Annotated in this window: 24 protein-coding genes and 1 pseudogene; 9 read left to right on the forward strand and 16 right to left on the reverse strand. The window is 45.2% G+C overall.

Going from position 1 to position 24,898, the window contains the following annotated elements; genetic code table 11:
* Nucleotides 1-14: 14 nt before the first annotated feature.
* Complete coding sequence (hrpB, locus tag KUA48_RS02095) at nt 15-2,603, forward strand: ATP-dependent helicase HrpB (RefSeq protein WP_218433372.1); 2,589 nt, start codon at nt 15-17, stop codon at nt 2,601-2,603.
* Nucleotides 2,604-2,672: 69 nt separating this feature from the next.
* On the opposite strand, the gene KUA48_RS02100 is transcribed toward hrpB, so the two are convergent.
* The 7 genes from KUA48_RS02100 to KUA48_RS02130 form a co-directional block, all read right to left on the reverse strand.
* Nucleotides 2,673-3,233, reverse strand: coding sequence for a DUF5675 family protein (locus KUA48_RS02100; protein WP_218433370.1), 561 nt, complete (start codon nt 3,231-3,233; stop codon nt 2,673-2,675).
* Between the two features lie 8 nt (nt 3,234-3,241).
* Nucleotides 3,242-5,776, reverse strand: coding sequence for a hypothetical protein (locus tag KUA48_RS02105; RefSeq protein WP_218433368.1), 2,535 nt, complete (start codon nt 5,774-5,776; stop codon nt 3,242-3,244).
* 188 nt (nt 5,777-5,964) lie between these two features.
* Nucleotides 5,965-6,348 (reverse strand): hypothetical protein, encoded by a 384-nt coding sequence (locus tag KUA48_RS02110; protein WP_218433365.1) that lies wholly within the window; start codon nt 6,346-6,348, stop codon nt 5,965-5,967.
* 33 nt (nt 6,349-6,381) lie between these two features.
* Nucleotides 6,382-6,912, reverse strand: coding sequence for a hypothetical protein (locus tag KUA48_RS02115; protein ID WP_218433363.1), 531 nt, complete (start codon nt 6,910-6,912; stop codon nt 6,382-6,384).
* Nucleotides 6,913-7,107: 195 nt separating this feature from the next.
* Nucleotides 7,108-7,704: a hypothetical protein gene (locus KUA48_RS02120; protein ID WP_218433361.1), complete on the reverse strand. Its 597-nt coding sequence runs from the start codon at nt 7,702-7,704 to the stop codon at nt 7,108-7,110.
* A gap of 366 nt (nt 7,705-8,070) precedes the next feature.
* Nucleotides 8,071-9,294, reverse strand: a complete 1,224-nt coding sequence (locus KUA48_RS02125; RefSeq protein ID WP_369503308.1) for a transposase — start codon at nt 9,292-9,294, stop codon at nt 8,071-8,073.
* 122 nt (nt 9,295-9,416) lie between these two features.
* On the reverse strand, nt 9,417-10,379 hold the full coding sequence (locus KUA48_RS02130; RefSeq protein ID WP_118082167.1) for a CfxA family broad-spectrum class A beta-lactamase: 963 nt from the start codon (nt 10,377-10,379) through the stop codon (nt 9,417-9,419).
* Nucleotides 10,380-10,519: 140 nt separating this feature from the next.
* On the opposite strand from KUA48_RS02130, the gene KUA48_RS02135 reads away from it, so the two are divergent.
* From KUA48_RS02135 to KUA48_RS02150, 4 genes are all read left to right on the forward strand, one after another.
* Nucleotides 10,520-11,272, forward strand: a complete 753-nt coding sequence (locus tag KUA48_RS02135; protein ID WP_369503309.1) for a transposase — start codon at nt 10,520-10,522, stop codon at nt 11,270-11,272.
* A gap of 289 nt (nt 11,273-11,561) precedes the next feature.
* A complete protein-coding gene (locus KUA48_RS02140; protein ID WP_154481360.1) occupies nt 11,562-11,768 on the forward strand; it encodes a hypothetical protein in 207 nt (68 codons plus the stop codon).
* Between the two features lie 679 nt (nt 11,769-12,447).
* Nucleotides 12,448-13,680, forward strand: a complete 1,233-nt coding sequence (locus tag KUA48_RS02145) for a phage integrase SAM-like domain-containing protein (RefSeq protein WP_369503310.1) — start codon at nt 12,448-12,450, stop codon at nt 13,678-13,680.
* 64 nt (nt 13,681-13,744) lie between these two features.
* Nucleotides 13,745-14,941, forward strand: coding sequence for a tyrosine-type recombinase/integrase (locus KUA48_RS02150; protein WP_369503311.1), 1,197 nt, complete (start codon nt 13,745-13,747; stop codon nt 14,939-14,941).
* 238 nt (nt 14,942-15,179) lie between these two features.
* On the opposite strand, the gene KUA48_RS02155 is transcribed toward KUA48_RS02150, so the two are convergent.
* Nucleotides 15,180-15,488 carry a helix-turn-helix domain-containing protein gene (locus KUA48_RS02155; protein WP_025066990.1) on the reverse strand — a complete coding sequence of 103 codons (309 nt, stop codon included), beginning with the start codon at nt 15,486-15,488 and terminating at the stop codon, nt 15,180-15,182.
* Between the two features lie 82 nt (nt 15,489-15,570).
* Nucleotides 15,571-15,882, reverse strand: a complete 312-nt coding sequence (locus KUA48_RS02160; protein WP_117572623.1) for a helix-turn-helix domain-containing protein — start codon at nt 15,880-15,882, stop codon at nt 15,571-15,573.
* A gap of 396 nt (nt 15,883-16,278) precedes the next feature.
* Between KUA48_RS02160 and KUA48_RS02165 the strand changes: the two genes are divergently transcribed.
* The 3 genes from KUA48_RS02165 (at nt 16,279) to KUA48_RS02175 (ending at nt 18,306) form a co-directional block, all read left to right on the forward strand.
* Nucleotides 16,279-16,761, forward strand: a complete 483-nt coding sequence (locus KUA48_RS02165) for a DUF3408 domain-containing protein (protein ID WP_218433792.1) — start codon at nt 16,279-16,281, stop codon at nt 16,759-16,761.
* A gap of 184 nt (nt 16,762-16,945) precedes the next feature.
* Nucleotides 16,946-17,359: a plasmid mobilization relaxosome protein MobC gene (locus KUA48_RS02170; protein WP_218433793.1), complete on the forward strand. Its 414-nt coding sequence runs from the start codon at nt 16,946-16,948 to the stop codon at nt 17,357-17,359.
* A complete protein-coding gene (locus KUA48_RS02175; protein ID WP_218433794.1) occupies nt 17,356-18,306 on the forward strand; it encodes a relaxase/mobilization nuclease domain-containing protein in 951 nt (316 codons plus the stop codon). The genes KUA48_RS02170 and KUA48_RS02175 overlap by 4 nt, the downstream gene beginning before the upstream one ends.
* Before the next feature lie 209 nt (nt 18,307-18,515).
* Here the strand turns inward: KUA48_RS02175 and KUA48_RS02180 are convergent, their stop codons facing one another.
* Nucleotides 18,516-19,433, reverse strand: coding sequence for an IS982 family transposase (locus tag KUA48_RS02180; RefSeq protein WP_118142112.1), 918 nt, complete (start codon nt 19,431-19,433; stop codon nt 18,516-18,518).
* A 65-nt stretch (nt 19,434-19,498) separates the two neighbouring features.
* On the opposite strand from KUA48_RS02180, the gene KUA48_RS02185 reads away from it, so the two are divergent.
* Nucleotides 19,499-20,257, forward strand: a complete 759-nt coding sequence (locus KUA48_RS02185; RefSeq protein WP_218432281.1) for a hypothetical protein — start codon at nt 19,499-19,501, stop codon at nt 20,255-20,257.
* Nucleotides 20,258-20,330: 73 nt separating this feature from the next.
* On the opposite strand, the gene KUA48_RS02190 is transcribed toward KUA48_RS02185, so the two are convergent.
* The 6 genes and pseudogenes from KUA48_RS02190 to KUA48_RS02215 all read right to left on the reverse strand — a co-directional run.
* The gene (locus KUA48_RS02190) at nt 20,331-20,951 is read right to left on the reverse strand and encodes a radical SAM protein (RefSeq protein ID WP_094881917.1); all 621 of its coding nucleotides are present in this window, start codon (nt 20,949-20,951) and stop codon (nt 20,331-20,333) included.
* A 1-nt stretch (nt 20,952) separates the two neighbouring features.
* On the reverse strand, nt 20,953-21,957 hold the full coding sequence (locus tag KUA48_RS02195; protein WP_117664330.1) for an energy transducer TonB: 1,005 nt from the start codon (nt 21,955-21,957) through the stop codon (nt 20,953-20,955).
* A 19-nt stretch (nt 21,958-21,976) separates the two neighbouring features.
* Complete coding sequence (locus tag KUA48_RS02200; protein ID WP_256624419.1) at nt 21,977-22,774, reverse strand: energy transducer TonB; 798 nt, start codon at nt 22,772-22,774, stop codon at nt 21,977-21,979.
* Between the two features lie 3 nt (nt 22,775-22,777).
* A complete protein-coding gene (locus KUA48_RS02205) occupies nt 22,778-22,909 on the reverse strand; it encodes a hypothetical protein (RefSeq protein ID WP_256624418.1) in 132 nt (43 codons plus the stop codon).
* 186 nt (nt 22,910-23,095) lie between these two features.
* A complete protein-coding gene (locus KUA48_RS02210) occupies nt 23,096-23,884 on the reverse strand; it encodes a hypothetical protein (RefSeq protein ID WP_142990668.1) in 789 nt (262 codons plus the stop codon).
* 155 nt (nt 23,885-24,039) lie between these two features.
* A pseudogene (locus KUA48_RS02215) lies at nt 24,040-24,483 on the reverse strand (dehydrogenase); the annotation flags it as partial.
* Between the last annotated feature and the right edge of the window lie 415 nt (nt 24,484-24,898).

The raw sequence follows: 24,898 nt of genomic DNA on the forward strand, positions 1-24,898 counted from the left end.
TGAAATAAGAAGAAATGAACTTAGATAGAATAGAACAGCAGGCTGGTCATCTGCCAGCTTACCAGATAGCCGACTCTGTCAATGAAGCATTGATGGAGTCGGCTAACCTTGTTATTACAGCTCCTCCTGGAGCCGGTAAATCTACCCTCCTCCCGCTCACCATTCTGCGGGGCATGAGTGATCAGGCATTGGAAGGCTTCATCCATGATCATCTTAAAAGTCAGGGTAAGATTCTGATGCTCGAACCGCGCCGCCTGGCTGCTCGCCAGATTGCCGAACGGATGGCGCAGATTCTGGGAGAGCCCGTGGGCAAAACCATCGGCTATCGGGTAAGATTCGAAAGCAAGGTTTCGGATGAAACACGCATCGAAGTCCTTACCGAGGGCATTCTCACCCGAATGCTGGTCAATGATGCTACACTCGAAGGCGTTTCGTGCCTCATCTTTGATGAGTTTCATGAGCGCAGCATCAATTCCGATCTGGCGTTAGCGCTGGCCCGGCAAACACAGGAAATCATCCGCCCCGACCTGAAGCTCATTATCATGTCAGCAACAATCGATGCTTCTATCATCTGTCAGGCACTTCAGGCTCCGCTTATCGAGAGTAAAGGCAGAATGTTTCCGATAGAAACCATTTATGCAGACCACGACATCGACAGATATCAGGTAGCGCAGGAAATGGCAGCCACAATCTGTCAGGCTTTCAGAAACCAGGAAGGCGACATTCTTGCCTTTCTGCCGGGACAGGGAGAAATCATGAAATGCGAAGAACAGCTTCGCTCTGTCCTGCCCTCAGCCACTCTTTACCCGCTATACGGTAACCTTTCGCCTGAAAAGCAGCGACTCGCAATCGCTCCTTCCAAACCGGGTGAACGGAAAATCGTACTGGCCACTCCTATCGCCGAAACTTCTCTCACCATCGAAGGAGTAAGAATCGTTGTGGATTCCGGACTCTGCCGAAAACTGGTTTATGATGCCCGTACAGGCTTGAGCCATCTCGAAACCGTTCGTATCAGTCAGGACATGGCTACGCAACGAAGGGGGCGTGCGGGCAGAATCACATCAGGCGTATGTTACCGGCTTTGGACACAGATCTCGGAACATCTGATGCCAGAACAACGGCTGCCCGAAATACTGGATGCAGATCTCTCTTCGCTGGTTCTCGACATTGCAGCTTTCGGGGAAAACAAACCGGAACTGCTGCCTTGGCTCACCCTTCCTCCCAAGGGCAACCTCGTATTGGCACAGCAACTTCTTATGTCGCTCAACGCCCTCACTCCTGATCATGATGCTCACGCTCTCAGTGGCAGCATCACCGCAGAAGGCAGCAGAATGGCTCAACTTCCTTGTCATCCGCGCATTGCCAAGATGATGATCAGCAGCGATTCTCCGGCGAGCCAAGCCCTGGCCTGCGACATTGCTGCTCTGCTAGAAGAGAAAGACCCGATGGGCGAAAATGAAGATTCAGACATGACGCTCCGCCTTTCTATCCTCCGTTCCGCACGCTGCAAGAAGAATCTGGGGCGTTGGAACCGTATCGCTCAGATTGCCCAGGAATACAGGAAGATGCTGCGTATCAGGGAAGACAACGAGCCAATTGATGCTGAGGAAGTGGGCCATCTCATCGCCCTAGCCTACCCTGAGCGCATCGCCCATGCCACCGACCATGCGGGCAACTTCAAGATGTCGAATGGCAACACGATTTTCATCGACCCGTGCGACAGCATGGCAGCAAACGAATGGCTTGCCATCGCATCACTCAACCTATCCTCAACCTCATCATCCAATTCTGGGCAGGGACGGAAAGGAAGGGTATTTCTCTCAGCCCCCGTCAACTGGAAGAACCTGCCGGCACAAACCTGCGAGAATATTTCATGGGACAGCAAAGCGCTGGCAGTAAAGATGCAACAGGAAACACGGATAGGAGCGCTCATCATAGACAGCAAGCCGATACAGAATGCCAGCCGAGAGACAGTTTCAGACATTATCTGCGAAGCTGCCAGAAAAGACGGACTCAGCATGTTCGATTGGAACGAATCCGTTCATCGTCTGCAACAGCGCGTGGCGCAAGTAGCTGAATGGCATCCGGAACTGGAGATTCCCGACCTGTCAACAGAGCATCTCCTGACAACAGCCCGAGCGTGGCTCCCTTTCTATCTCGAAGAAGGTGGCAAGATGAAGACTTCTGTTACTGAGCTGAAGAAACTCAACCTGTGCGAAATCCTTTGGAACATCCTTCCTTACGACCTTCAGCAGGAAATAGACCACCTTGCTCCCACCCACATCCGTGTGCCATCGGGCAGCAACATCCGCATCGATTATCGCTTGGGGGCCGAAGCTCCGGTTCTGAGTGTGCGGCTTCAGGAGTGTTTCGGAATGACATCAACTCCCACTGTCGATGCTGGCAGACAGCCCCTTCTGCTTGAGTTGTTATCTCCCGGCTTCAAGCCCGTTCAGCTTACTCAGGATCTCGCAAGTTTTTGGCAAGGCACTTACTTCGAAGTCCGCAAAGAACTGAAGCGCCGATACCCTAAGCATTTCTGGCCGGAGAATCCGTTAGAGAGCCAGGCCGTGAGAGGTGTCAAACATACCCGACACACATAGGTAGCAGCCCTCGCTCTCCGAGCGTGGGCTGCATTAGAGGCAATGCCGCCGCTCGGAGAACTTCGGCTACTAGATGATGGTGATCCAGATGCTCTCGCCTCGGTCTCTCGCCGCCGTGATGGCATTGACGAGGCGATGCAGCCAGATGCGAGAGTTTACCACCATGCCTCGGAGTTTGTTTTCGCCCGGCAGGATGCAGCCCTGCGTATCATCGGGGTAGTTACCGGCATGGATGCGGATGCCCTCAAAGCCAGGAACGCCCTGCAGCAGGGGCAGCCACTGCTTGAATCTCGGCGACTTGGTGATGAGCACGGGATAAGTGCCCTCGGGTATGGCAGTCTTGCCCTTCATCTTCTGCGCCTTCTTCTCCGACACTCGCCCCAGACGCACATTCTCCTCTTGGGGCAACAGGGTGATGCCCAGCAGGTTGCGCCACGTTGGCTCCAGGGTATCGCAGAAGTAGTGCTCCCCGTCCAGCTTGTCCACATCTACCACATGGCAGAAGCTGCGCTTCTGGTCCTTATTGAGCGTATAGTTCACCTTGCGCTCCACCTCCTCGTCCTTCAGGATATACATACGCCCTATGGTGTAAGTATTCTGCTTAGCTATTCTTTTGAGTACGATTTCCATAATTGTTTCTATTTAGATTCTTTTTTGAGAAAACATAGCTTGCGATAAAAACTGTAATTACCGTAATTGTAATTGCAATGGCTGTTATCAGCTTTGTCATTACCAGCATTAACGCCTTGTTCGCCTGCCTCCACTTTCACGATATACTTTCTGAACACCCATGTGGCTATCATCCGTCGGGTGCCCTTGGTATCCAGCCCCAAGTCGCTTCTCAACTGCTCAGCCTGCTGATAAGAGAACTCATTTGGCAGAAGTTGCAGCATATTGGAAGGCCCTCTTTTGCTCGACTTCACTCCCTCCTGCTCCGCCTTCACGATAGCATCTCGGAAGAATCTCATCTTGCAGTACAGGTCATACTGCTCGCTCCAGCGCACAAACTCCTCTATCTCGGATTCCCATTGGCAACCATTCGCCACATAGAGCACGCAAGCCTTCAGATAGGCAATGACATTGGCTCTGAACGAGAGGTTCTCGTAAACCCTGTCTTGGCTCATACGGGCAAAGTCGGCATTCTCCTCTTTCAGCTTCTGTGCCAAGGCGAAAGCCTCAGGGCAATTGATAGTACCAGAAGCCATGTTAAGATGCTCGATATAGGGTTTTAAGTTCTCTCTGAATGTGTCATCGTATGTGCCATAGACAGGCATCTCGGCTCCTATCTCACGCTCTGGGATAGTACAGAAGTTGATTCTGGAGATAGGACCATCGGTCAATACCTTGGAGAAATATCGGATACCCTTGTTGATGGTGGTCGAGGCATTCCAGTTAAATCGGATGGTTACTCGCTCCGTAACACTCTGCGTGCCCACTCGGGTTTGTCCATATTGATTACCAGGGTCGAAGGCGAGGCACATGATACGAAACTGCTGGTTGCCAATGCCCCTTAAGTTATCAAACTGGTCTATCTCGTTGAGAGCAGTATAGAGGAAATGCTCCTGCGCCTCAGCGGTACGCATCACGAAGGCAGGGTTGGTCATATCGGCGTCTATCTCCTGGATCACGAGGTTTTCAGGTCGCTTACGCTTATCCTTGTTAGCACCTTTTCTTGTCACCTCATCCTTCCACTCCTTCTCTCGTTTCAGGTTATCCTTGTCTCGTTTTCTGATGTCTTCCATAATCAGGTTGATAGGCATCTGCACGCAGTTCTTTCCTGCGCCCGTACCAGCTAAGAGACAACACATTAGCGTAGCCTCATGCTCCACATTGTCGATGTAATTAAAATAGGTGCGGCAGAGGTGGGTGGCTAGCGGAGGAAAGATGGCATGGGCTACGGCAGGCTTATAGACATCCGGTGTCTGAGACACGAGGAGCTCCACGAGCTTAGGCAGCTTCTTCGGCATCTCGGGCGGAGCGGGGTAATCATCTTCACAGTTAGGAGTTTGGAGTGAGGAATTAGGAGTTAAGAGAGTCGCTTGCTTCTCTGCTTGCGCATTGATGCGGATCACATCTCTAGAGAATGGCTTCGAACTGTCTCCATATTTCTCATAGAAGTCATGGATCAGCTGCTGGCAGTCACGCTCTTGGGCGAAGCTAGGCATCTTCACTGCCACTACTCTTCTCAGCTCCTCTTCGCTCATCACCCTGCTCGCTCCTGCGCTCATGATGGCAAGAAGTGAGGAGTGGCGAGAGCCCTCGGTATCGATATTCACATTCTTCAGTCCTGCCGACTCCGTGAAGAGGTCGAAGGCTATCAGGCTCTTCTCGCTGGCGGTACCAGAGGTTGGTAATCCGTCAGGAATCTGATAGCCTCCAGCAGAGCCATGAGAAACAGCATGAGCAGCATTGCTATCACAAGGTTGGGCAGGCTGAATAGCAGAGCCAGAAGAAACAGCGTGATGGCTGTCAGAGCCCGGAAGTCGATGGTCTTGAACATTTTGTTGAGTGTTGAGTTTTGAATGTTGAATGTTGAGTGGTTTAGGCTGGGTGCCTTGCTGGATTCGTCCGTCGATGGCAAGCCCACGGTCCAGGTAGGCTTGTCTGCGCCTCTTCAGTTCTTCCTGTGGCAGCACCTCGTACCAATGGGGCGAGCGATAGATTTCCGACGCCTTGTCGGTGATGAAGAGCATGCGTTCTGGCGTGATGCAGCTCTCGTCGTAGGGCACGCCCAGTGCCTCGCAATAGGCTCGTTGCGTCTCCTCGATAGTCATGCCGACGGGCATGCGGATGTCGATGTGCAACTTCTTGCGGGCTGAGTACTCCAGGTGCAGCAAGGCTCCGTTCCAGATGGTGTCGCTGCAGTTCAGCTCTCGTGCCTTCTCTATCGCCTTGTCCACATATTCCTTGTCGTCCACATCGATGGTGGTCTGGAAGAGGAAGCTTTCGGGCACGGCGTTCTTCTGCGAGCGTCTGTTGTCTCGGAACTGGTAGTAGTGAGCGCAGCGGAAAGGCAGCTGCTTCTTCAGTTCATCGTTACCCCCACGGATGGCAGCTACCAGGTCTGCCATCCAGGGATAAGCGATGGTCTTGTCGTAGACCGAGAGTGGCTGGGAGCTTACGCTCCCCTTATTGCCATTCTTGTACGGATTATATGCTATAATATGTTCCATTTTTTGAATGTTGAATGATTTCGCAAGTTCAGAAGTTAAAGAAGTTAAAGAAGTTATCACTCCCTACGGTCGTTCGGGAAGTGAAGAGACAATAGTTATTTTGCATAAAACGTAGGACATTTGTCCCTTAACTTCCCTCTAACTTCCCTAACTTCCCTTAACTTCCCCACATGCGAAAGTTCTGTAATTTATAATTTCTCCTTGAATCCGGCAATCAGTTCCTTGTGCTCTACCTTGAGGTAGCGCAGCATGTCCTGCTTGTCCAGGTCACGGCTAAAGGTATAGTTCACTTGCACCGTGCGCTTGGTGGTGCGCACCACGGCATGCTTGGTCTTGAAGATTTCCTCGAAAAGCTTCTCGCCCGTACGCTCGTAAGGCTTGAAGTCGAGCACGTCGCCTCCCTTCTCGCCAGAGCATACCATTCTGCCCGGTATCACCTTAGGCTGTTCGCAGATAACCTCGGTATCGTTCCATGGCGCCTTGCGGAAGGCGATGGTACCGTTTTCCTCACTGATAATGGCTCCGTCCACCTTCTGGGCGTTGAGGAGCTGCTTCTTTGCTGCTTGTTTCATAATTGTAATCACTTGTTTAAAAGATGAATAATGTTAGTTGATTCGCGTATCGTTGATATACAGGCCGTCGGCAGCATATCGGATGTCCATCGGCTTTTTCAGAGGGTCATAACAGACTCTTTTCATCATGACACATTCATGACACCAACATCTGTCCTCGTCCTCCATCACAGGCTGGATAAAATCCTTGACCCACTTGTAAAACAACTTACGCTCAGGATCCTTCGAACAGCCTATCGTCATATCTCTCACCACCTGAGAGTCTACGAATGTCATACTTCTCCAAGCCAATTTACTATTTCGATTTACCTTGTCAGCATTGCCAAAGAATTCACCGAAAAACAAACGAGGTTTAAAATCCTTCGGAACCTTTTTGGTTTCCGCTTCCACGTATATTTCTACCACTTTTCCCTCCGTGTCGGCTAATACTGGGAACAGTTTATCTCTGCCGATATCTGTGATGGCAACCAGGTCCTCGATGCAAAAGAACAATCCTTCTTCGTTGTTCACCACTCTCAATCCGCCATACTGCGGATGATACAACACATAAGCGTTTCCTTCCATATTTATATATAATGTTTATGAGTTGGACTGCGAGATATTCGCCAAATTTCAGTTTCAGGAACGGTACCGGATTCCTATAAACAAAAAACGCCCGCAACCAGACTTTACTTGCCTGATTACGGGTGCAAAGATAGGGCAAAAACACCTTTGGGAAAAATAGGAAAAATAGGATTAATTATTAATCCCACAAAAAAATCATCTCTGGGCAAAGAAATCTGCCACTTTATCATCCATTTCTTGATTCTGAATGTCCTCGCAATGATTGAAGACATTGTAGAACGATTTAATCGTAGCTTCTCTTCGTATATTGCAATCTTCAGTAAGAAATCTATAAATGGCATTGGCACTAACGATATGCTGCGGTGCCAGGATGCCCTTTCTTCTCCAATATCTGATAAACGCAAATATTGCGATATTCATTGGTGAAGACTTGCTCGCACTGGTACGCAATGAATCCAGGCCATTTAGGGTGAGAAATTCTATAAATAAAGAGGCTTGCTCGGCGGTCGTCTCTTCATCTTTTAAAGAAGATGCTTCATCTGTCACAAAAAGGTACTCTCTTTTTCGGCCGACTCTGGTACCATTCTTTAATGGTTTTCTATTCCTTTGCTCCAGGTATTCATAATAGCCATCCAGAGTGGCGATATAAGCATCAAGCCTAGGAAGTTCAGCTTCAACCAAATGATTGTCTATTCTGTTAAAGGTCTCCAAGTATCGACGTAATACGAGCGCATCATGATAATCTCTTTCCTGCATGGCAACATCTACCAGTAAGTGTGCGTGTATGCTCATATCCATAGGAGGGAACGCCTCAAATTGTAAGTATACTCAATAAACTTGCTGTTGCCATTCAATTGAATGACCACGCAAAAAAGGCCGAATCGCCCATACTTCAGTATCAAGCGCAAGAGCTTGATTATAAATCTCCCCATAATTCGAAATTTATATTAGTTAGAAATTAAGTTCTTTGTCGCTCGTTCCTTAGTAGAGGACGTTAGAATTTGTTTGCGCTAACAATTTTGCTGGTACAAGCAAATGCCAGGAGAACTATAAGGGAATACACCCTTAGGGGACAGTTGGTCTCCGATTTCATCATATTTTACTTTCTTTTTTTTAGGTATTTATTTATCAATAGTTCGTTAATAATTCAATAATGTGCTAAGCAGCTATACGCTGTAAGCACGAGAGATCTTTGAAAATCTTGCTAATTAAAGTTCGGTTCGGGGTGTACCCACTTGCTTTAAAAATTCGTTTCACCAGATAAATATTGGTCATCAGTGACTTGAATGAAGACATAGAATATTCCATTCCCATCTCCTTCATAGTTACCTTGGCAACATTTAGTGATGTGAACGAAGCATTGAAAGCAAAATCGAGTTTCCACTTATCGCGAGCCTGGCAGTCCATAAGACCAGTATAGCCTTTGGCGTCACGAAAGCAAAATTCGATATGGAACCTGGTTCTATAATAAAGAAGTACTTCTTCACCCGAAAGTGAGGTGTCTGTAGAGAAGAATAGTTTCTTCTTGCCATTTGGCATCTGCCAGATGACAAGTCTAACTTTACACCTGAGTGCCTTGGAATAGGCTATCAAAGTATAAGCTGTTCCTTCTATATCTTTCATCTCCATCTTCTCCATTCGAGTGAGGTCAAGATTCTTCATATTAATCTTGCCATCCTTGGTCTTGGGGCGACCACGTTTTCCAGTACGTGGACCAGCATAGACATAAAAGAGACAAGCATTGTCACGAAAGCGGCTTATCAAAGAGAAGCCTTCTTTCTTTATCCCATTAACAAATGTACTTGTAGAGAAGTAAGCATCTGCAACTATGAGGGTTGAGAGTTTAAGAAGTTCCTTGCGGTAACGCTTAATGACGCTGATATAGAAATCTACCATAGTCTTGTTTCTAAGACTCAGTTCTTTATTATTTAGCGACTGGTGGGCTCTTAACATCATGCAGTCTTTGGTATCAATATCAATGAGTCCAATACCCATGATTTCGAGACCATGTTTAACAGACTGAGCACATCCTGACCAAAAACGACCGATATGTGGTGTTTTCTTGCCAGCTTTACTGATGTAGCTGGGATCAATGGCAATAGCCCATCTTCCCTGTTTACCCAAGAAGCGCTTGGCAAGTGAGACATTAAGTTTGAGCCAATCAATGCACTTCGACTTTTTCAAGCCGAATGCGTTGCGATAGGTTTGCTCAACATGCAAGCCATACCTCCCCATTTGGGTGAAATTTATCTTTCTTGGTATTACCATGAACAAAATTATCACCTCGATGAGTATTTTCTCGAAACTTTTTGTTATCTTTGCAGCTGAATCTTCAACTGCATCTTTAAAGATATCCATATATTGGTCAAGTCCTGTATTCATGTAATATTGTATTTGTCGTGATCTACAAAGTTACTGAAAATCAGCGACTTGACCAACTTTTTATAGTTAAGTTTTCATGAGCATTTCTTAATATAAGTTATTGATTTACAGACGATTAAATATTAATTTAACGCAGTATTGATTAATAAAGAATATACTACCGCTGATATATGCGCAACAAATTGTGACGCTTGTGATTCATTTCCCTTGAAATCCTTAACAAATACAGCTAAGGTATAGCAGACCTTATTAGGCAGACATATATAGGCTACATCATTCTGAGCTGCAAGAATACCATTTTCATTGACATAACCAGAACCTGTCTTATGTGCTATTACAACCCCTTCTTTATCAAGAAGTGGAGCTACTATCCTATCTATACCTGTTTTACATTCTTTCAATGCATTCTTAATGAAATCTTGTTTCTCATTACTGATAAGACTTTCTGTAAACAAACGATTCATCAACATTGCAGCACCAAGAGGAGATGTGTAATTAGAGTAAGCTTTGTCATGGTCAGCGGACATTTCCTCTTCTGTATAAGCTATCTGAAAACTCGAATGTGGTATGAGTTTCGCTATAAAACTGTCTGTTTGTGCAGTATTGAGCATATTCTTAAACATGATATTGCTTGCATTATTGTCGCTCTGGGAAAGAGTATAGCGCAACAGATCTCTTACTGTCAACGATATAACTGGTGCTGAATAATCTTTCATCATAGGGCTCCATGTCTTTGGATCAAGTTTTTCCCTATTTATCTTTACCAAGGTATCAAGGGAAAGGCCTTTTTTGTCAAAATCATTGCAAAGAGCTAATGCCTGATGAACCTTAAATACACTCATCATAGGATAAATGCTTTTATTATTAACACTAACCGTATCTGTGTTATTAATAATAACCGCCACACCAATTTCACCAGGACAAGCCGAGACAATCTGAGAAATGCTATCAGTCAAAACATCTGTTAATGGAGGATTCGCGCTACCTTTTGTAGCTGATTTATGGGACAATGAGAACACCAAGATGAAGATGCAAACTAAAGCTATACACAAAACTACGATTTGCTTTTTTCTGTTTTTTTTCATGTTCCTTAATTCCGCAACACTATAGTTTAATATTATTTATAAGTGCCTGAGCAACAAAAAGCTACCCAGGATTTTGCCATGTCAGAATTTTCACTTACCTTAGTGTTGCGAAAAGAAGACAAGCAAAACTCTAATATGACATGGCAAAGATACAAATAAAATCTGAGAAACTCACTCCTTTTGGAGGAATTTTTTCTATTATGGAGCAATTTGATGCTCTTTTAGCTCAAACCATAGATTCCACCTTGGGATTGAGATGCACTATGTTTGGTTATCAATATAGCGAAATTCTACGCTCTCTGATGTGCGTATATCTTTGTGGCGGCTCATGTATTGAGGATGTTACAACTCACTTGATGAAACATTTGTCTCTTCATCCAACTGAAATCAACGGTATTGAATTTGAGCTGAATTCCATCCTTGTTGAGAAATGGAAAGGAAAACCGTATCGTCTTGTCATACAGAGACAAAGGCGAATAGATGGAGACCTTGACATTTGGGAAGGCGAATATACCTACAGATGTATACTGGCTAACGATTACAAGTCGAGTGCAAGAGACATCGTGGAATTCTACAATCTTCGTGGTGGCAAGGAACGCATCTTCGATGACAGGAACAATGGCTTTGGCTGGAATCGGTTGCCAAAATCGTTCATGGCACAGAATACTGTATTCCTGCTTATGACAGCTCTCATCAGAAACTTCTACAAAGCTATTATGCAGAGATTGAAAACCCATGAATTTGGATTGCGTGCCACCAGCAGAATCAAGACCTTTGTGTTCAAGTTCATCTCTGTTCCTGCAAAATGGATTAAGACGTCACGTAGGCATGTATTGAACATTTATTCAGACAACTATGCTTATGCCAACCTGTTCAAGACAGACTTTGGTTAAAGGTCATGCTTTTCTGGTTAAACCGGCGTATTACCTCAAGTCGCTTTATGGGGTAAGGGAATTTTGTGTTTACGACGTTTCTGTTAGGCCCAAGGAATATGTACAATAAAAGAATTTTGGTCGTTTTACAAGTAAATTCCCACGAAACCCTATAGGTTGCGGATTTGAGGTTAATGTCTAATTTTAAAATATGCGCGAATAACATAATATAGTTTAAGGCATTTGGAAAAACGAACTTTTCTCTATAACTTCGCGGCTATATTTATTGAAATTTAAAATGGTTAGTAACATGACAGAAGTATCAAACAACCTTCTATGGTTCTTACAAATGCTAAGACATGCAGAGGCAACACTCGCCCATGCTCTTGCTCAATCAGAAAGATTTAATAAACACGACAGAGAAGTCATTGACAAAATTAAAACGGAAGTTGTAATGGCAGACCTAACCTTGTTACAATTGCTAGCTCCCAAGGAAAAATACAATCCACCAACATAGTATGTGATTAGGAGTCACTGTACCAATAAAAGGTACGAAATGTTTTTGAAACAACCAAGGATTTTTGAAGATTATTTGTATTACGGTAATTACAATTTCAGTTATTACAGTTTTTTCCTGAGGGGTATAAGGGTTTGAAGGTAGTAACAATCTGTTACTACAAATATTTATATATAAATATATATAATTATATATTTATATATACTTTTCTATACTTACATTTTAAAAGCGTGATATTGGGTCAAAATAAAACTGTAATAACTGAAATTGTAATTTGTAATCGATTTTTTAGCGGTATCGAGATGCATACTTTCATTGCCCCTAAAACTATGACTATCTCATCACAAAGCTATGAGTTATGACCCGCAAAACGATGAGTTATTTTCTTTAACATAAAGCTCTAAAGCAGCCAAAGGAGAATAAGAGAGGTTGGAACGTAAACAGTTGGGAATGAGTAGATTTGCACAAAGTTGCCAAATCGACATAAAGCAAGCGAGTGAGGAATATTGAAGTAGTTCAGTTACTAAATCGTGAGCCATAGTTACCTATGCAAAGCAGGTAACAATGCGGAAAGGCAACTTTGTGCATCAACGGATTTTATTGCACTGATTCTCAATGTTTTGCGTATCAAGGAACGCTTACAAAATGATTATATTTGCACACTCAAAATGTAAGCGTTATGAAAATCGAAAAATTCAAGGTGTTGCTCTACCTCAAAAAGAGCGGAATGGACAAGAATGGAAAAGCTCCCATCATGGGACGCATCACGGTGAACAGGACTATGGCGCAGTTCTCCTGCAAGTTGTCTTGCACTCCATCGCTTTGGAATCCTCGTGCCAGCCGATTGGAGGGCAAGAGCAAGGAAGCCGTGGAGACCAACAAGGACATCGAGCAGTTGTTGCTTTCCATCCAAAAGGCTTTCGATGTGCTTGTGGAAAAGAGAACAGACTTCGAGGCTAAGGATGTCAAGGAGGCTTTGCAGGGCAGCGTCAAGACACAGACCACCCTTCTCTCCTTCGTGGACGAGCATATCAGTGAACTCAGCACCCATGAGGGCATCGATATGTCGAAGAGCAGTGTCTGGACTTACAGAAAGATTCGCAAGAACCTTGCCGAGTTCATCAGTGAGAAATACAAGTTGGCAGACTTGGCTTTCGGACAGTTGACTGAGCCTTTCATCAGTGACTTTCACCATTACTTGCTTGACGAGAAAGGCTTTTCATCAGGAACCATCACCATCTATGTGTCGCTCTTCAAGAAGATGTGCCGCATCGCCTTTGAGCGAGGCTTGTGCAAGAACCTGCTGTTCGCCCATTATCGGGTTGGCACTCCAAAGGTTACGACACCCAAGGCTCTCAGCATGTCTGATTTCATAAAAATCCGTGATGCGGAACTACCCGAAGACAAGCCAAGACTATCCGTTAGCCGTGACCTGTTTCTTTTCGCCTGCTATGCAGGAACAGCCTTCATAGACACCGTTTCCATCACGAAAGCCAATGTCAAGGTGTTGGAGGATGGCGACAAATGGCTCATCTATAACCGCAAGAAGACAGGAACACTTGCCAGGGTGAAACTCCTGCCCGAAGCGTTGGAGCTGATGGCGAAATACGAGGACGAGGCAAGAGATACCCTCTTCCCATTGCTGAGCACGAATCGTGTTCGTATCGATCTCATCACCATCTGCAAGTTGGCGGAAACGAGCAAGACCTATTCCTACCATTCGGGACGACACTCGTTCGCCAGCCTCATTACGCTGGAGGCTGGTGTGCCGATGGAGACCATCTGCAAGATGCTCGGTCACAAGGATGTGAAGATGACGCAGCGGTATGCGAGAGTAACCCAAAAGAAGCTGTTTGAGGACATGGACAAGTTCATCGCTGCAACCGAGAAGGACTTTATTCTCGCATTATGAACAGGGCTTTCAACTTTTCTTTTTACAGTTTCAACTACATTATTATATTATAAGGACAACAACTATGAGCAGAAGTACATTTTCAATTTTGCCTTACATCAACAGACAGAAGGTGAAGGCAGACGGAACAGCCAACATACTTTGCCGCATCACCGTTGACGGCAAAAGTGCAGCCATTTCTACAGGCATATCCTGTACCCCACAGGAGTGGAACGCCAAGAATGGAGAGGTACGGAACGCAAGGGACAACGGACGATTGGCAAGTTTCCTTGCTGAGGTCAAGGATAAATACAACTTACTTCTTACCACCAACGGCATCATCACCGTGGAAATGCTGAAGGCTGTGTTGAAGGACAAGGACACGACAGGAAGGTTCTTGCTGAACTTTGGTGATACCATCGTGGAATGGTATCGAACCTCAAAAGCCAGACAAACCTTTCTGCACAAGCGGACATGGCAGAAGAACCTGAGAGACTTTGTCCATTCGTTGGATAAGGACGACATCGCCTTTGAGGACATAGACGAGAATTTCGGGGAGGAATACAAACTATTCCTGAAACGAGACCAGGGACGTATCGACAGCTACGTGAACCATTGCCTTCTCTGGCTGAACATGTTGATGTACAAGGCAGTGGACAGGAGCATTATCCGCTTCAATCCCATAGCCAAGATAGGGTATGAGAAGAAGGCAGCCCCGAAGATGACCCATATCAGCAAGGCAGACTTCATCAAGATGCTCTCTACCCCGATGGCTGACGAGCGAACGGAGCTTGCACGCAGATGTTTCATTTTTGCCTCGCTCACCTCCTTATCCTATATAGATGTAAAGAAACTGTATCCTCACCATATCAGTGAGAACTCCGAGGGTAGGAAGTTCATCCGCAAGGAAAGAGAGAAGACAGGCGTGGAGTTCTTCGTGCCACTCCATCCGATAGTCGAGAAGATTCTTTCGCTCTACAATACCACGGACGACAGCAAGCCTGTTTTTCCACTGGGTGAGAAGAAAGACATCTATCTTGATGTGCATACCCTTGGAATGGTGCTTGGCATAAGCAATAAGTTGGGATTCCACGCCAGCCGCCATACATTCGGAGTCTTGATGCTCAACGAGGACATTCCCATCGGCAGCATAGCCAAGATGATGGGACACGCAGACATCACAAGCACACAGGTCTATGCGCAGGTGACGGAGCAGAAGATTTCAAATGACATGGATAAGCTTATTGCCAAGCGAGAAAGAAACAAAAATCCAATGGCATAGACCTGCCATAAAGCAACGTTCCTTGGAGGCTTTGCGCCTCCAGCCACTTGGGCGAACCACCGCAGTGTGTTTTAGCATGGTATTAGATTTATACAGGTAACACAAATGATACCCGGCAAACACGAACAACTCGGTATAGCCAATAAAACGAGGCGACAACCTATAACAACCACGCTCGGTAAGTTATACGTTGTCGCCTTGTTCATTTCACCCCACTCATCAAGGACATGTATTTCTCCTACAAGCCCTTCATTCTGTACGCCTCACGATAGTTAGCCATCAGAATCTTCTGAATGTCGGACTCGCGGTAGAGTATCTTTCCGCCAAGCTGGATATACGGGATGACACCGTTGTTTCGGTAGTCCTGCAGGGTTCTTCGGCTCAGTTGCAGTCTGGCACAAAGCTCCTTGTCCGTCATGAAGCGCTCACCGTCAAGCATGGGGCGGTAGTTCATCACGGCACGTTCAAAATTGTCAACCATTCGGTTGAGGTGGTTCACGATGTGGTTCATCCACTCGCTGTTTCTTGTCATTACTTCATTGCTCATAGTTGTCTCGTTTTATTGTTGATACTTACGTTACTCGTTTTACTTGCTGCATTGGATAAAGTGGCTGTTGTATATTGACAGCCTAACCTGTGCGCTTGCGAAAACGCATGTCCTTTTTCTTGTCCTCCACTACTGCTATGATAGCCATCACGTCCTCCGGCTTGTAGTAGGTCTTGTGGCTGATTTGCGTATAAGCCAAAGTTCCGTTGTCCCGAAGCGTCTGCACTGTCCGTGGGCAGATGTTGAGCGTCTGACACACGTCCTGCGTGTCGAGCCACTTGTTCATGGTCTTGTCCTCACTGCGCTCACGGATTCTGTCCATGCGCTTCACGAAGTTCTCCAACTGGGCATCAAGATAGTTGAATGCCTCTTCCTCGAATACGATGAATCCCATACTTTTCTTTTTTCTAAGTTAATACTATGTTATATGTCGCAAAGCTCCACGCATATGCTGTGCTCCACGCTTGTGAGTGCAAAGATAAGGCACGGCAATCTAAAAACAAGCGTTTTCAATTTCTGTGGCAGTATGTTGCCGGGGTTTGCCGACTTCAACGCCAAAAACAACAAGAAAAACTTGCACGACTGCAACGAATACATGAACAATGATGAGTTGAGAAATACGTTGAAGTTCTCACAACTATCTCGGTATGCAAATAAGCAAGCCACAACTAAATTGCCACGTTACATCCAATCAGTTGCATGGCTGCACTCAGTACACTTACTTTGCACCCGACAATCGGTCAATGGTGCAAACCGTGACCACTATACTAACAAATAAACAGCATAAGCTATGGCAAGAACAAAAGATGCAGTCTTGGCTCCTGAGCAAAAGGAGCTGATGGAAAAAGAGTATTTGGATTTTGTTAAACCATCCACGTATGGCAACAAAGCCAATCCAAGTAGTTGTGATTCTCTCTATGATGATGTAGAGAACCCAGAGTTGAGAGCAATTGTAGAGAAAGTTGCTGCAACAACTCCCTATAGAGAGGAAACATCAACGAACGAGGCTCAATCGCCACCGAATCCGCTGAAGCGCATCAGTGGCAAGCAGCGCAAGGCGACATTGGAGGAGTATCAGCAGACCTTCCTCCAAGTTCCAAGGATTGACGACCGCAAGCCAGTCTTCGTCAGTTCCGATGTACGAGACCGTCTTGATCGTGTCGTCCGCATCCTCGGAGGGAGACGCATGAGCGTATCGGGCATCATCGAGAACATCGTGCGCCACCACCTAAGCCTTTATGAAGAGGACTTCGAGGCTTGGCGCAAATTGTGAGAATTAAGGTCTGCGACCTTGGACGTGGATAGCTGAAAGGCTGTAGTTCCAACTAACGTGTTCTGAGAGGGAGCGAGGTTATGTTTTGGGAACCCCAAAACGCCTCGCTCCACCATGAGGGCGGAGGAATTTTGCTCCCAACGGTCGCAGAAAGTGAGTGTACCAACTGTAAACAGTGTATCTAATGACAAACGTACAGGAACAAGACAAGAGAAAGGGCGGAAGACCGCCTACGGGCAGGGTTCGCAAACTGTCGAAGTCTGTCACGGTGAAGTTCTCGAAGCCAAGCTACGAGGCATTGAGACTGAGGGCGAGAAAAGCCAACCGCAAGTTGGCGGAGTATATCCGAGAGTCCGCCTTGAACGGCGAGGTGGTGAGCGGACACAACACAGAGACGGTTGCCATTGCCAAGAACCTCATCGGTATGGCTAACAATCTCAACCAACTTACCAAGCTGTCGCATCAGAGAGGTTTCCATGAAACTCATGTGTATGTGGTGGACTTGTTGAGAAGATTGAAAACCGTCCTTATCGAGTATCGGCAAGGAAATTCCAAACCGAATCAAAGCAGAATGAACAGAAGGGAGGATACACCATGATAGGCAAGCTAAAGAAGGGCAGCTCATTTGGTGGTTGCATCCGCTATGTTACAGGCAAGGACGAGGCGAAAATCATCGCCTCAGATGGCGTGTTGCTCGGTACGAATGCCGAGATAACGCAAAGTTTCGAGCTACAAAGGCAACTGAATCCAAGGATTAAGAAGCCTGTAGGGCACATAGCTTTGAGCTTCAAGCCCGGGGACAAGCCACGGTTAACGGATGAATTCATGGCTAAGATAGCCCTTGAATACATGCAAATGATGGGCATCACCGATACCCAATTCATCATCGTAAGGCATCACAACACGGACAATCCACATTGCCATATCGTATATAACCGCATCAACAATGAGGGCAAACTCATATCAGACGCCCACGATTACAGGCGTAATGAGCAGGTGACCAAGGCTCTAAAATCCAAGTATGGACTGACCTACGGAACGGACAAGAGCAATACTAATACTCGCAAGTTACGCAATGCTGAGCGTGCCAAATACGAGATTCACAATGCCGTCAAGGATGCCTTGAAAGGCGCTGATAGTTGGCAGAAGTTCAAGAATGAACTTGCAAAGCGAGGTGTTCACTTGGAGTTTGTCTATATGGATAAGGAGCAAACCAAGGTACAAGGCATCCGTTTCAGCAAGGATGGATATAGCTTCAAGGGTACGCAGATTAGCCGAGAATACAGCTTTGGCAAACTGAATGCGAGATTTGAGGGAACGGAGAACCTTTTATCAGCAAGAGCCAGCTCTGCTCAGCAATATGAGCAGGGCTGTCGCAAGAATGAGCAGGTGCCATCCATATCGGAGAGCAGCCAGGACCCTTGGGACGGTATTTCTTCCATTGGACTTTTTGCTTCTGCCAATGCACAGACCTTTGAGCAATTCCCAGAGGATGAATCATCCAAGAAGAAAAAGAAGAAACGCAGAAGAGGCTTTAGCCTTTGATGCAAGTTACAAACCATTCAAACAACATAAGAAAGATGAAAGAAGAAATGTTAGAAGCCATCTACGGCACAGTTGAGACCTCAGTTCGGGATAACGAGCTCTATCTAAAGGCTTTATAATGTTTTTATATAAGGGACACAGAGGCTTGGCAACCATCTATATATCTTGGATGGTTGCTGAGACAAAATCCTCATGTAAAATATGCAATGTTAGAAAAGACTAAGCTGTTTCGTATCTTCGATAACGTATCCAGTAAGTGCCTTGGGCTTGTTGTCAAAGAAACAGTATGCCCCTAATGCAGAAATAATATTTATGATGAAATTCGCAACAGACCTGTGACGTGAATGTACTATCTGAGCCGTATTTTTCAACAGGTCATTAATCGTTTCAATGATGTATCTTTTGCGTAGCATCATCTTGTCATAGAACGGCATTAGTTTGTTCTTCATGTTCACTCTCAGTCCTGTTACCAACTGGATGCCTTCCTCAAAAAGCGAATCGAAGAGTTTTTGCGAGATATATCCTTTATCTGCAAACAGCTTACCATACAGACGTTTAGCCAACACATCGAATACCGTTGGATCTTTGTCGCTAACGTTTGCACCAGTGAGAACAAAAGCAATTATCTCACCTCTATCATTACAAGCCAGATGTAGCTTGAACCCATGACACCATCCCATTGTTCCCTTTCCGTTTGTGGCAATGCCTTTGAACACTTTGTTGGCATAACGCCTGAGATTGTGGCATATTGGTATCATGGTTGAATCAACAAAGGTTATACCTGTACATCTGCCAAAAGCACGGAGATTCAGGAAGAACATGAGAGGGAAGAATACGCGACTTTCAAGTTCTACAAAACGGTTATAAGACACCGCATTTGGAAAATATGACTTCAAAGTTCCTCTAATAAAGAATAGGTAATAATGCTTGAAGTTTCGGAACGAGCCGAAATGGAAATACAGCAAAATCGTCATGATTTCACTATCAGATAAAGAGGCTTTACGTCGTCTGCGCTTTACTCCATCTTCACCCAAAAGCAATTTTCCTGCATTTTCAGCATCAAAAACTTTGTAAAATTCATCAATAATACAAAATAATTCTGTAACTTTGTCCTTGGTAATCTCCATAATGATATCTTTTTATGTTTGTAACTAATTGGATTTCAACTACAAAGATACAAAAAATATCGGAGATTACCAACTTTTTTAGGCACTATTTCTTATCCCGAACTGAGGTAGTTGAGAGATTGGAGCAAAAAGTCGATGAACTTTCTGCTTCACCAAAGTACGCAGGAGCGGAAACCGTTCCTGCAAGTAATGACACAACCAAGTTGGAGAAATCAATCATTGCTATGTTTGGCAAGGAAGAGGAAGTCAGAGGTAAAATATCCAAATTAAGAGATGCCATTGTTGTTTTTGTTGACCTTATCAAGGCTGAACTCGGCAAAAATGAGCAGCGAAGCAAGCTCTTGGTTGATGCTGTCAAGCAGATGAGACAAGAGAATGATGTTTCCTCGAAGGCATTGCAAGACAAACTTGAAGTGATGAACAATTCACCTCAGAAGAAACTTGTCACCCATCGCTTCGAGCCTACATCAAAGTATGTTCTTCTTTTCATTGGCGGCTTGGCTCTATCTCTCGTTCTCTCCATTTGGGGCAACCTCACCCAATGGCGAGAGCACCAAGATTGGGAGGAGGCAGACTTGAAGTATAGAGCTTTGAAGATGGTTCTGTCTGCTGATGACCCAAACATCTTATATATAGAGAAGCACTTCTCTGTAAACAGAGACGAAAATGTCATAGACTATGTCAAAAATCGTGTTGCAGCTTACGAAGATTCTGTTCTCAAATACAATGAAATGGTACGGATGGCTGCATACAAAGACAGTGTAGCTAATGAACTTCGCAGAGAGTCTAATAGCATAAAACGTACTATTAAAAATTACCAATAATTTTTATCCAACACCCCAATGAGATGGAATTTACATTCAAATCCATTTCATTGGGACATATAATTAAAACTGTTTATTTGTTTCTAATAACATATTCAAATTCATCAAAATTCTCATATCCTAATTCTATTAAGACTTGGCGACTGTGTTTCCTGTCATCTTCGGTATTGAACTTGGGGATTATGGGGAGACGAAGGATGATCTTGTCTTTATGTTTGGCATGAGTGTTGAGCCAGACAAGGTTGTCGATAACTTGCCGGTTGGGCTTACCTGTGTAGGCTTGATAGATGGCAGGATTCATGTCCTTGATGTCGATGATAAAGGAGTCTATGTATGGGGTGACTTTTTCCAAGTGATGGCGAGGTACGTTTAGACTCGTCTCCATCGTAAAGTGCCATCCCTCTGGGCATAGTTCACAAAACTCCTTTATGAATGAACTCCACAGAAGCGGTTCACCTCCACCAAAACAGATGCCGCCTCCTGTAGCTAAGAAGTAGAGGTTGTCCATCTCCACGTTCGCCATCAGCAGTTCTGTATCCACCTCCTGCCATACGCCGTCAGCATCAAGGCATTGGGGATTGAGACAGTATTTGCAACGAAGCGGACAACCGTGGAATGCCACAAGCGTGGTGACGCCCTCGCCGTCTATCGTGAGGCGGTGGCGGTCGATGCAAATGAGTGGGGCGGTCTTCATGTTATTCTACTTTAAATGTGAAAGGAACGGTGGCATGTGATTTCACCACCTTTCCGTTTTTCTTGGCAGGAGTCCATTTCGGCATGCTTTTCAGCACTCGGATGGCTTCCTCGTCGAGGATAGGGACAAGACTTTTCTCCACCTTGATGTTGCTCAAACTTCCGTCCTTGTTGACGGTGAAACCAAGGATGACTCTGCCTATTGGCGCGCCTTCCCGACATTCTTTTGGATATTGAAGGTTGGTCTTGATGTATTGCGTCAATGCAGTCGAACCGCCTGGGTATGAAGCCTCTTCGAAAGTATCTTCTCTTTTGATGACGGGAGCCGTTCCTCTAATTCTGACTTCGGGAACGATTCCAGCCACGACTTCCCCTAAGGCACTTTCGTTGAATATTAGAGTGATAATATTGAGCTTGTCTCGGCTCATTTCAGATAGTTTGATGCTTCGGTCTATGAAGCCGATGTATTGCACGGTTATCGTGTCGCCTTGCTCCACCTCGAGAGTGAAGTTTCCATTGACATCAGTTATTGCATACTTTCCCGAAAGTTTAGCGATGACGGAGGCTCCAATAAGCGGCTCATTGTCCTCGTCGCTAATGATATGCCCTTGAACGAAGAGCATTCCTTTCTTGCTGAGAGAATCTTTCGCTTGGAGTAGGGCGATGTCGTTGGTGGTGTATTTTTGGAACTGGATAGGGATAACCTTTTCAGACTTAGGCGGTGTCGATTTGTAATATCCCTTCTGCGTGGCGCACGATGTGGCGGATGCGGTGAGGGCGGTGATGCCCAAAGCCACTCCTGCGACCTTGATGGCTTTCCCTGCCATCTGTCGGAGGTGCAGTTCGTGTTCTAAGTCCCTCACGTCTTGCTCGCATTTCGGGCAAGTGCCCTTGCATTCGCCCTTAAAGTGGCATTCTTCGGGTGAATAACTGATTCCGTTGGCATCCGCGATCTGCTTGCGGATGGCCTTGAGCGTGTTGCAAATGTTGCGTCCTCTTGTTGCCATGATTTTTCCTTTTTTATAGTTACTGCACGTGGATGTAGACAGGAAGCGTGTATTTTGATTTCACCGCCTTGCCGTTTTGCTTGGCAGAAATCCACTTTGGCATACTTTTCACCACCCGGACGGCTTCTTTGTCAAGGTCAGAATAGACGCTTTTCTTCACTTTGATGTCATTTAGATTTCCATCTTCATTGACAATGAAACTAACGACAATTTTTCCTTGTATGCTGCAATCGCCCTGTATGTTTGGATAACGAAAATTGTCTGCAATATATTTCATACACGCCGCTATGCCACCAGGAAATGACGCTTCCTCATCAACATTATCAAATATTTTGCTGTTATTGGTTGAGTCTGTGGCGATGGCGGATTGGACAACGGCGGTCTTGGCTCGCTTGTTCTTCTTAGATGGCTTGCTGTCCTCTTTCAGCGGCATGAATTTCTTGACGGTCACGTTTTTGATAGGCTTTGTGCGGTCGATTTCACCGTTGTACATTGTTGGGTCTATTGAGTCTTCATGCAAGGTTGTCGACAATCTTGTAAGTGTATCTTTGTCGTTTCCTTGTGGTTTCCCATCAGAACAAGCCGCCATGGCGACAAGTCCTGCTGCAATACCTGCAACCTTGATAGCCTTTCCTGCGGTCTGTCTACGTCGCAACTCATGCTCCAAATCTCTCACATCTTGCTCACATTTCGGACAAGTTCCCTTGCATTCACCATTGAAATGACATTCTTCGGGTGAATAGTCAATCCCATTTGCATCCGCTATCTGCTTGCGGATAGCTTTGAGAGTGTTGCAAATATAACGTCCTCTTGCCATAGTTTATTTTTTTTTATGCTTATGTCCTTTTTTGATAACAACAATTTCACCCATGAGTCCTCCACTTTCTGTCAAAGTGATGACATTGAGTTTTTCGAAATTCATTTCAGAGAGTTTGATGATTCTGTCTTGCATACCAATGAACTTTATGGTGATTGTATCTTTTGGCTCCACTTCAATTGTGAAGTTTCCATCAATGTCTGCTGCCGTTTTCTTTCCAGAAAGTTTAGCTGTGATGGAAACTTTAACATAAAGCCCTAAAGCACCCGAAAGCGAATAAGAGAATGAGTTTTGAAGCGACCCTTTTAATATGAAGAAAACTTAAAAATGCTGAGCAGCTGCCCAAACTAACTCCACCTTTGTTACCTGCGGATAAGCTTCCTTATATTTATCTGTCAAATCCCAGAAGAAAAGCGAGCCTTCTTTTGGTTTCAAATAGAAATTCTCCAAAGTTCCGCCTTTACCATCTCCAACCTCGAAATAAAGTATACTGTGATCTTCATTATACGTAGTAGTATAATACCCATCCACCAACACCTTTCCACCAGCAAGGAACTGGATTCGGGATACTGTAAATACATCACCACGACTCTTGAATTTAACAGCTTCATAAGGCTTACTTGCTATCGCATCCGATGCTATCACCAAAGAATCTTCCTTGGAAACACCCTCCACCTTACAATATTTTTGATAACCACTAAATACTTGTGTAGTCTTCCATAACGTCTCAACATCCTTGACTTCCACGGCAAGTTTTGCCTCATTACCATCTTCATCAGTCACTGTAACAATAGCCTTTCCCACAGCGATAGCAGACAAGCTAATACGCTCATCCTTACCATACTGCCCCGTCTCATGGATGCAAGTTACAGTGACTACTTTCTCATCAGAAGACTGTGCCGAAATCTTGCCCTTGGCTCCTTGCACATTCACGCGGGCACCCTGGGTGGTATATATGACAAGGCTATTGCCCTTGATACCCACTTGTTTGCCTGTGTTAATATCACCAATGATTTCATCCTGTGTGAGTTGAATACCATCATCATCGCTACACCCTACCATCAAGAGAGCGACGAAAGCCATTGCCAAAAAGTAAATCTTTGCTTTCATAAACTGTTGTTTTTATGAGTTATAGATGATAGGCGCTTTGCCCATCCTCTATTTATTAAACATTATTCTCCCCCCATTATTGCATTCTTCTTCCTATTATCTTTCTTTATTTAACACTCTTTTACGCAAAAATATAAGAAACGCCTGTTTTGTTTCTATACTATCGGCAGACTTATTCCGTTGATCTTCTGATAAATATCTAAGGCATAGATATCCGTCATGCCGCTGATGTAATCCAATACTGCCATGATTCGCTCTTCCAGACTTTCGTTCTCGATATCGTACTGGCTGCTTACCCGGCGCAGAAGCTGCTTGGAGTAGAAACGGGACGGGTTGACGGCGGCATCGATGAATACCTCCATCAGCGTAGTCATGATCTTGTAACCCGAAAGCTCGATGTCGAGAACGGGCTTGCTGGCATAAATCTTCTTTCTCGAAACCTGGGTGCAGGTGATGTAGGCATTGCGCTCGTGCTCCGAGATGTGGTCGATGAGGGCTCCCTCGAAGGTGCCGGCAAGAATCTCTTCCTCGTGGTCGAGGAATGCCTTTACGCATTCGTTCTCCAGTTTGCCTATTACGCAGGCTCTCTCTTCTATCACCAGCCCTCTGTTCTGGAGCAAGGCAACCTGTTCATCTACGTTTATCGGTTGTTTGTCGTAATCCATATACCCTTTATAAAAAGCGAAGTCCCACCGTGGTACGCATCGTTGAGAGGCGTGGTGGGATTTGTTGCTGCAAACAATACTCTTTTTTATTGGAAACTCCAAATATTTTCTTCAAAATCTGCTTGTCAAATATGGATTTTAACGTAAAAAGTTCTAATTTCCAAGTTTTTCTCCTTGTAAGCTATGCGAGATTTAGAAAAATATCGTATCTTTGTCCCCGAATTAAGGCGTTCTTTGCATATTGCAAAATACAGAAACGAGCAGAAGTCCGCTCGTTTCCATATTGTTACCTATATAATATAGGCAAACGCCCAACTTCTTGATTTTCAATCAAAGTCCAATTTAGAGC

The organism is Segatella copri (assembly GCF_019249795.2).
GTDB lineage: Bacteria > Bacteroidota > Bacteroidia > Bacteroidales > Bacteroidaceae > Prevotella > Prevotella copri_B.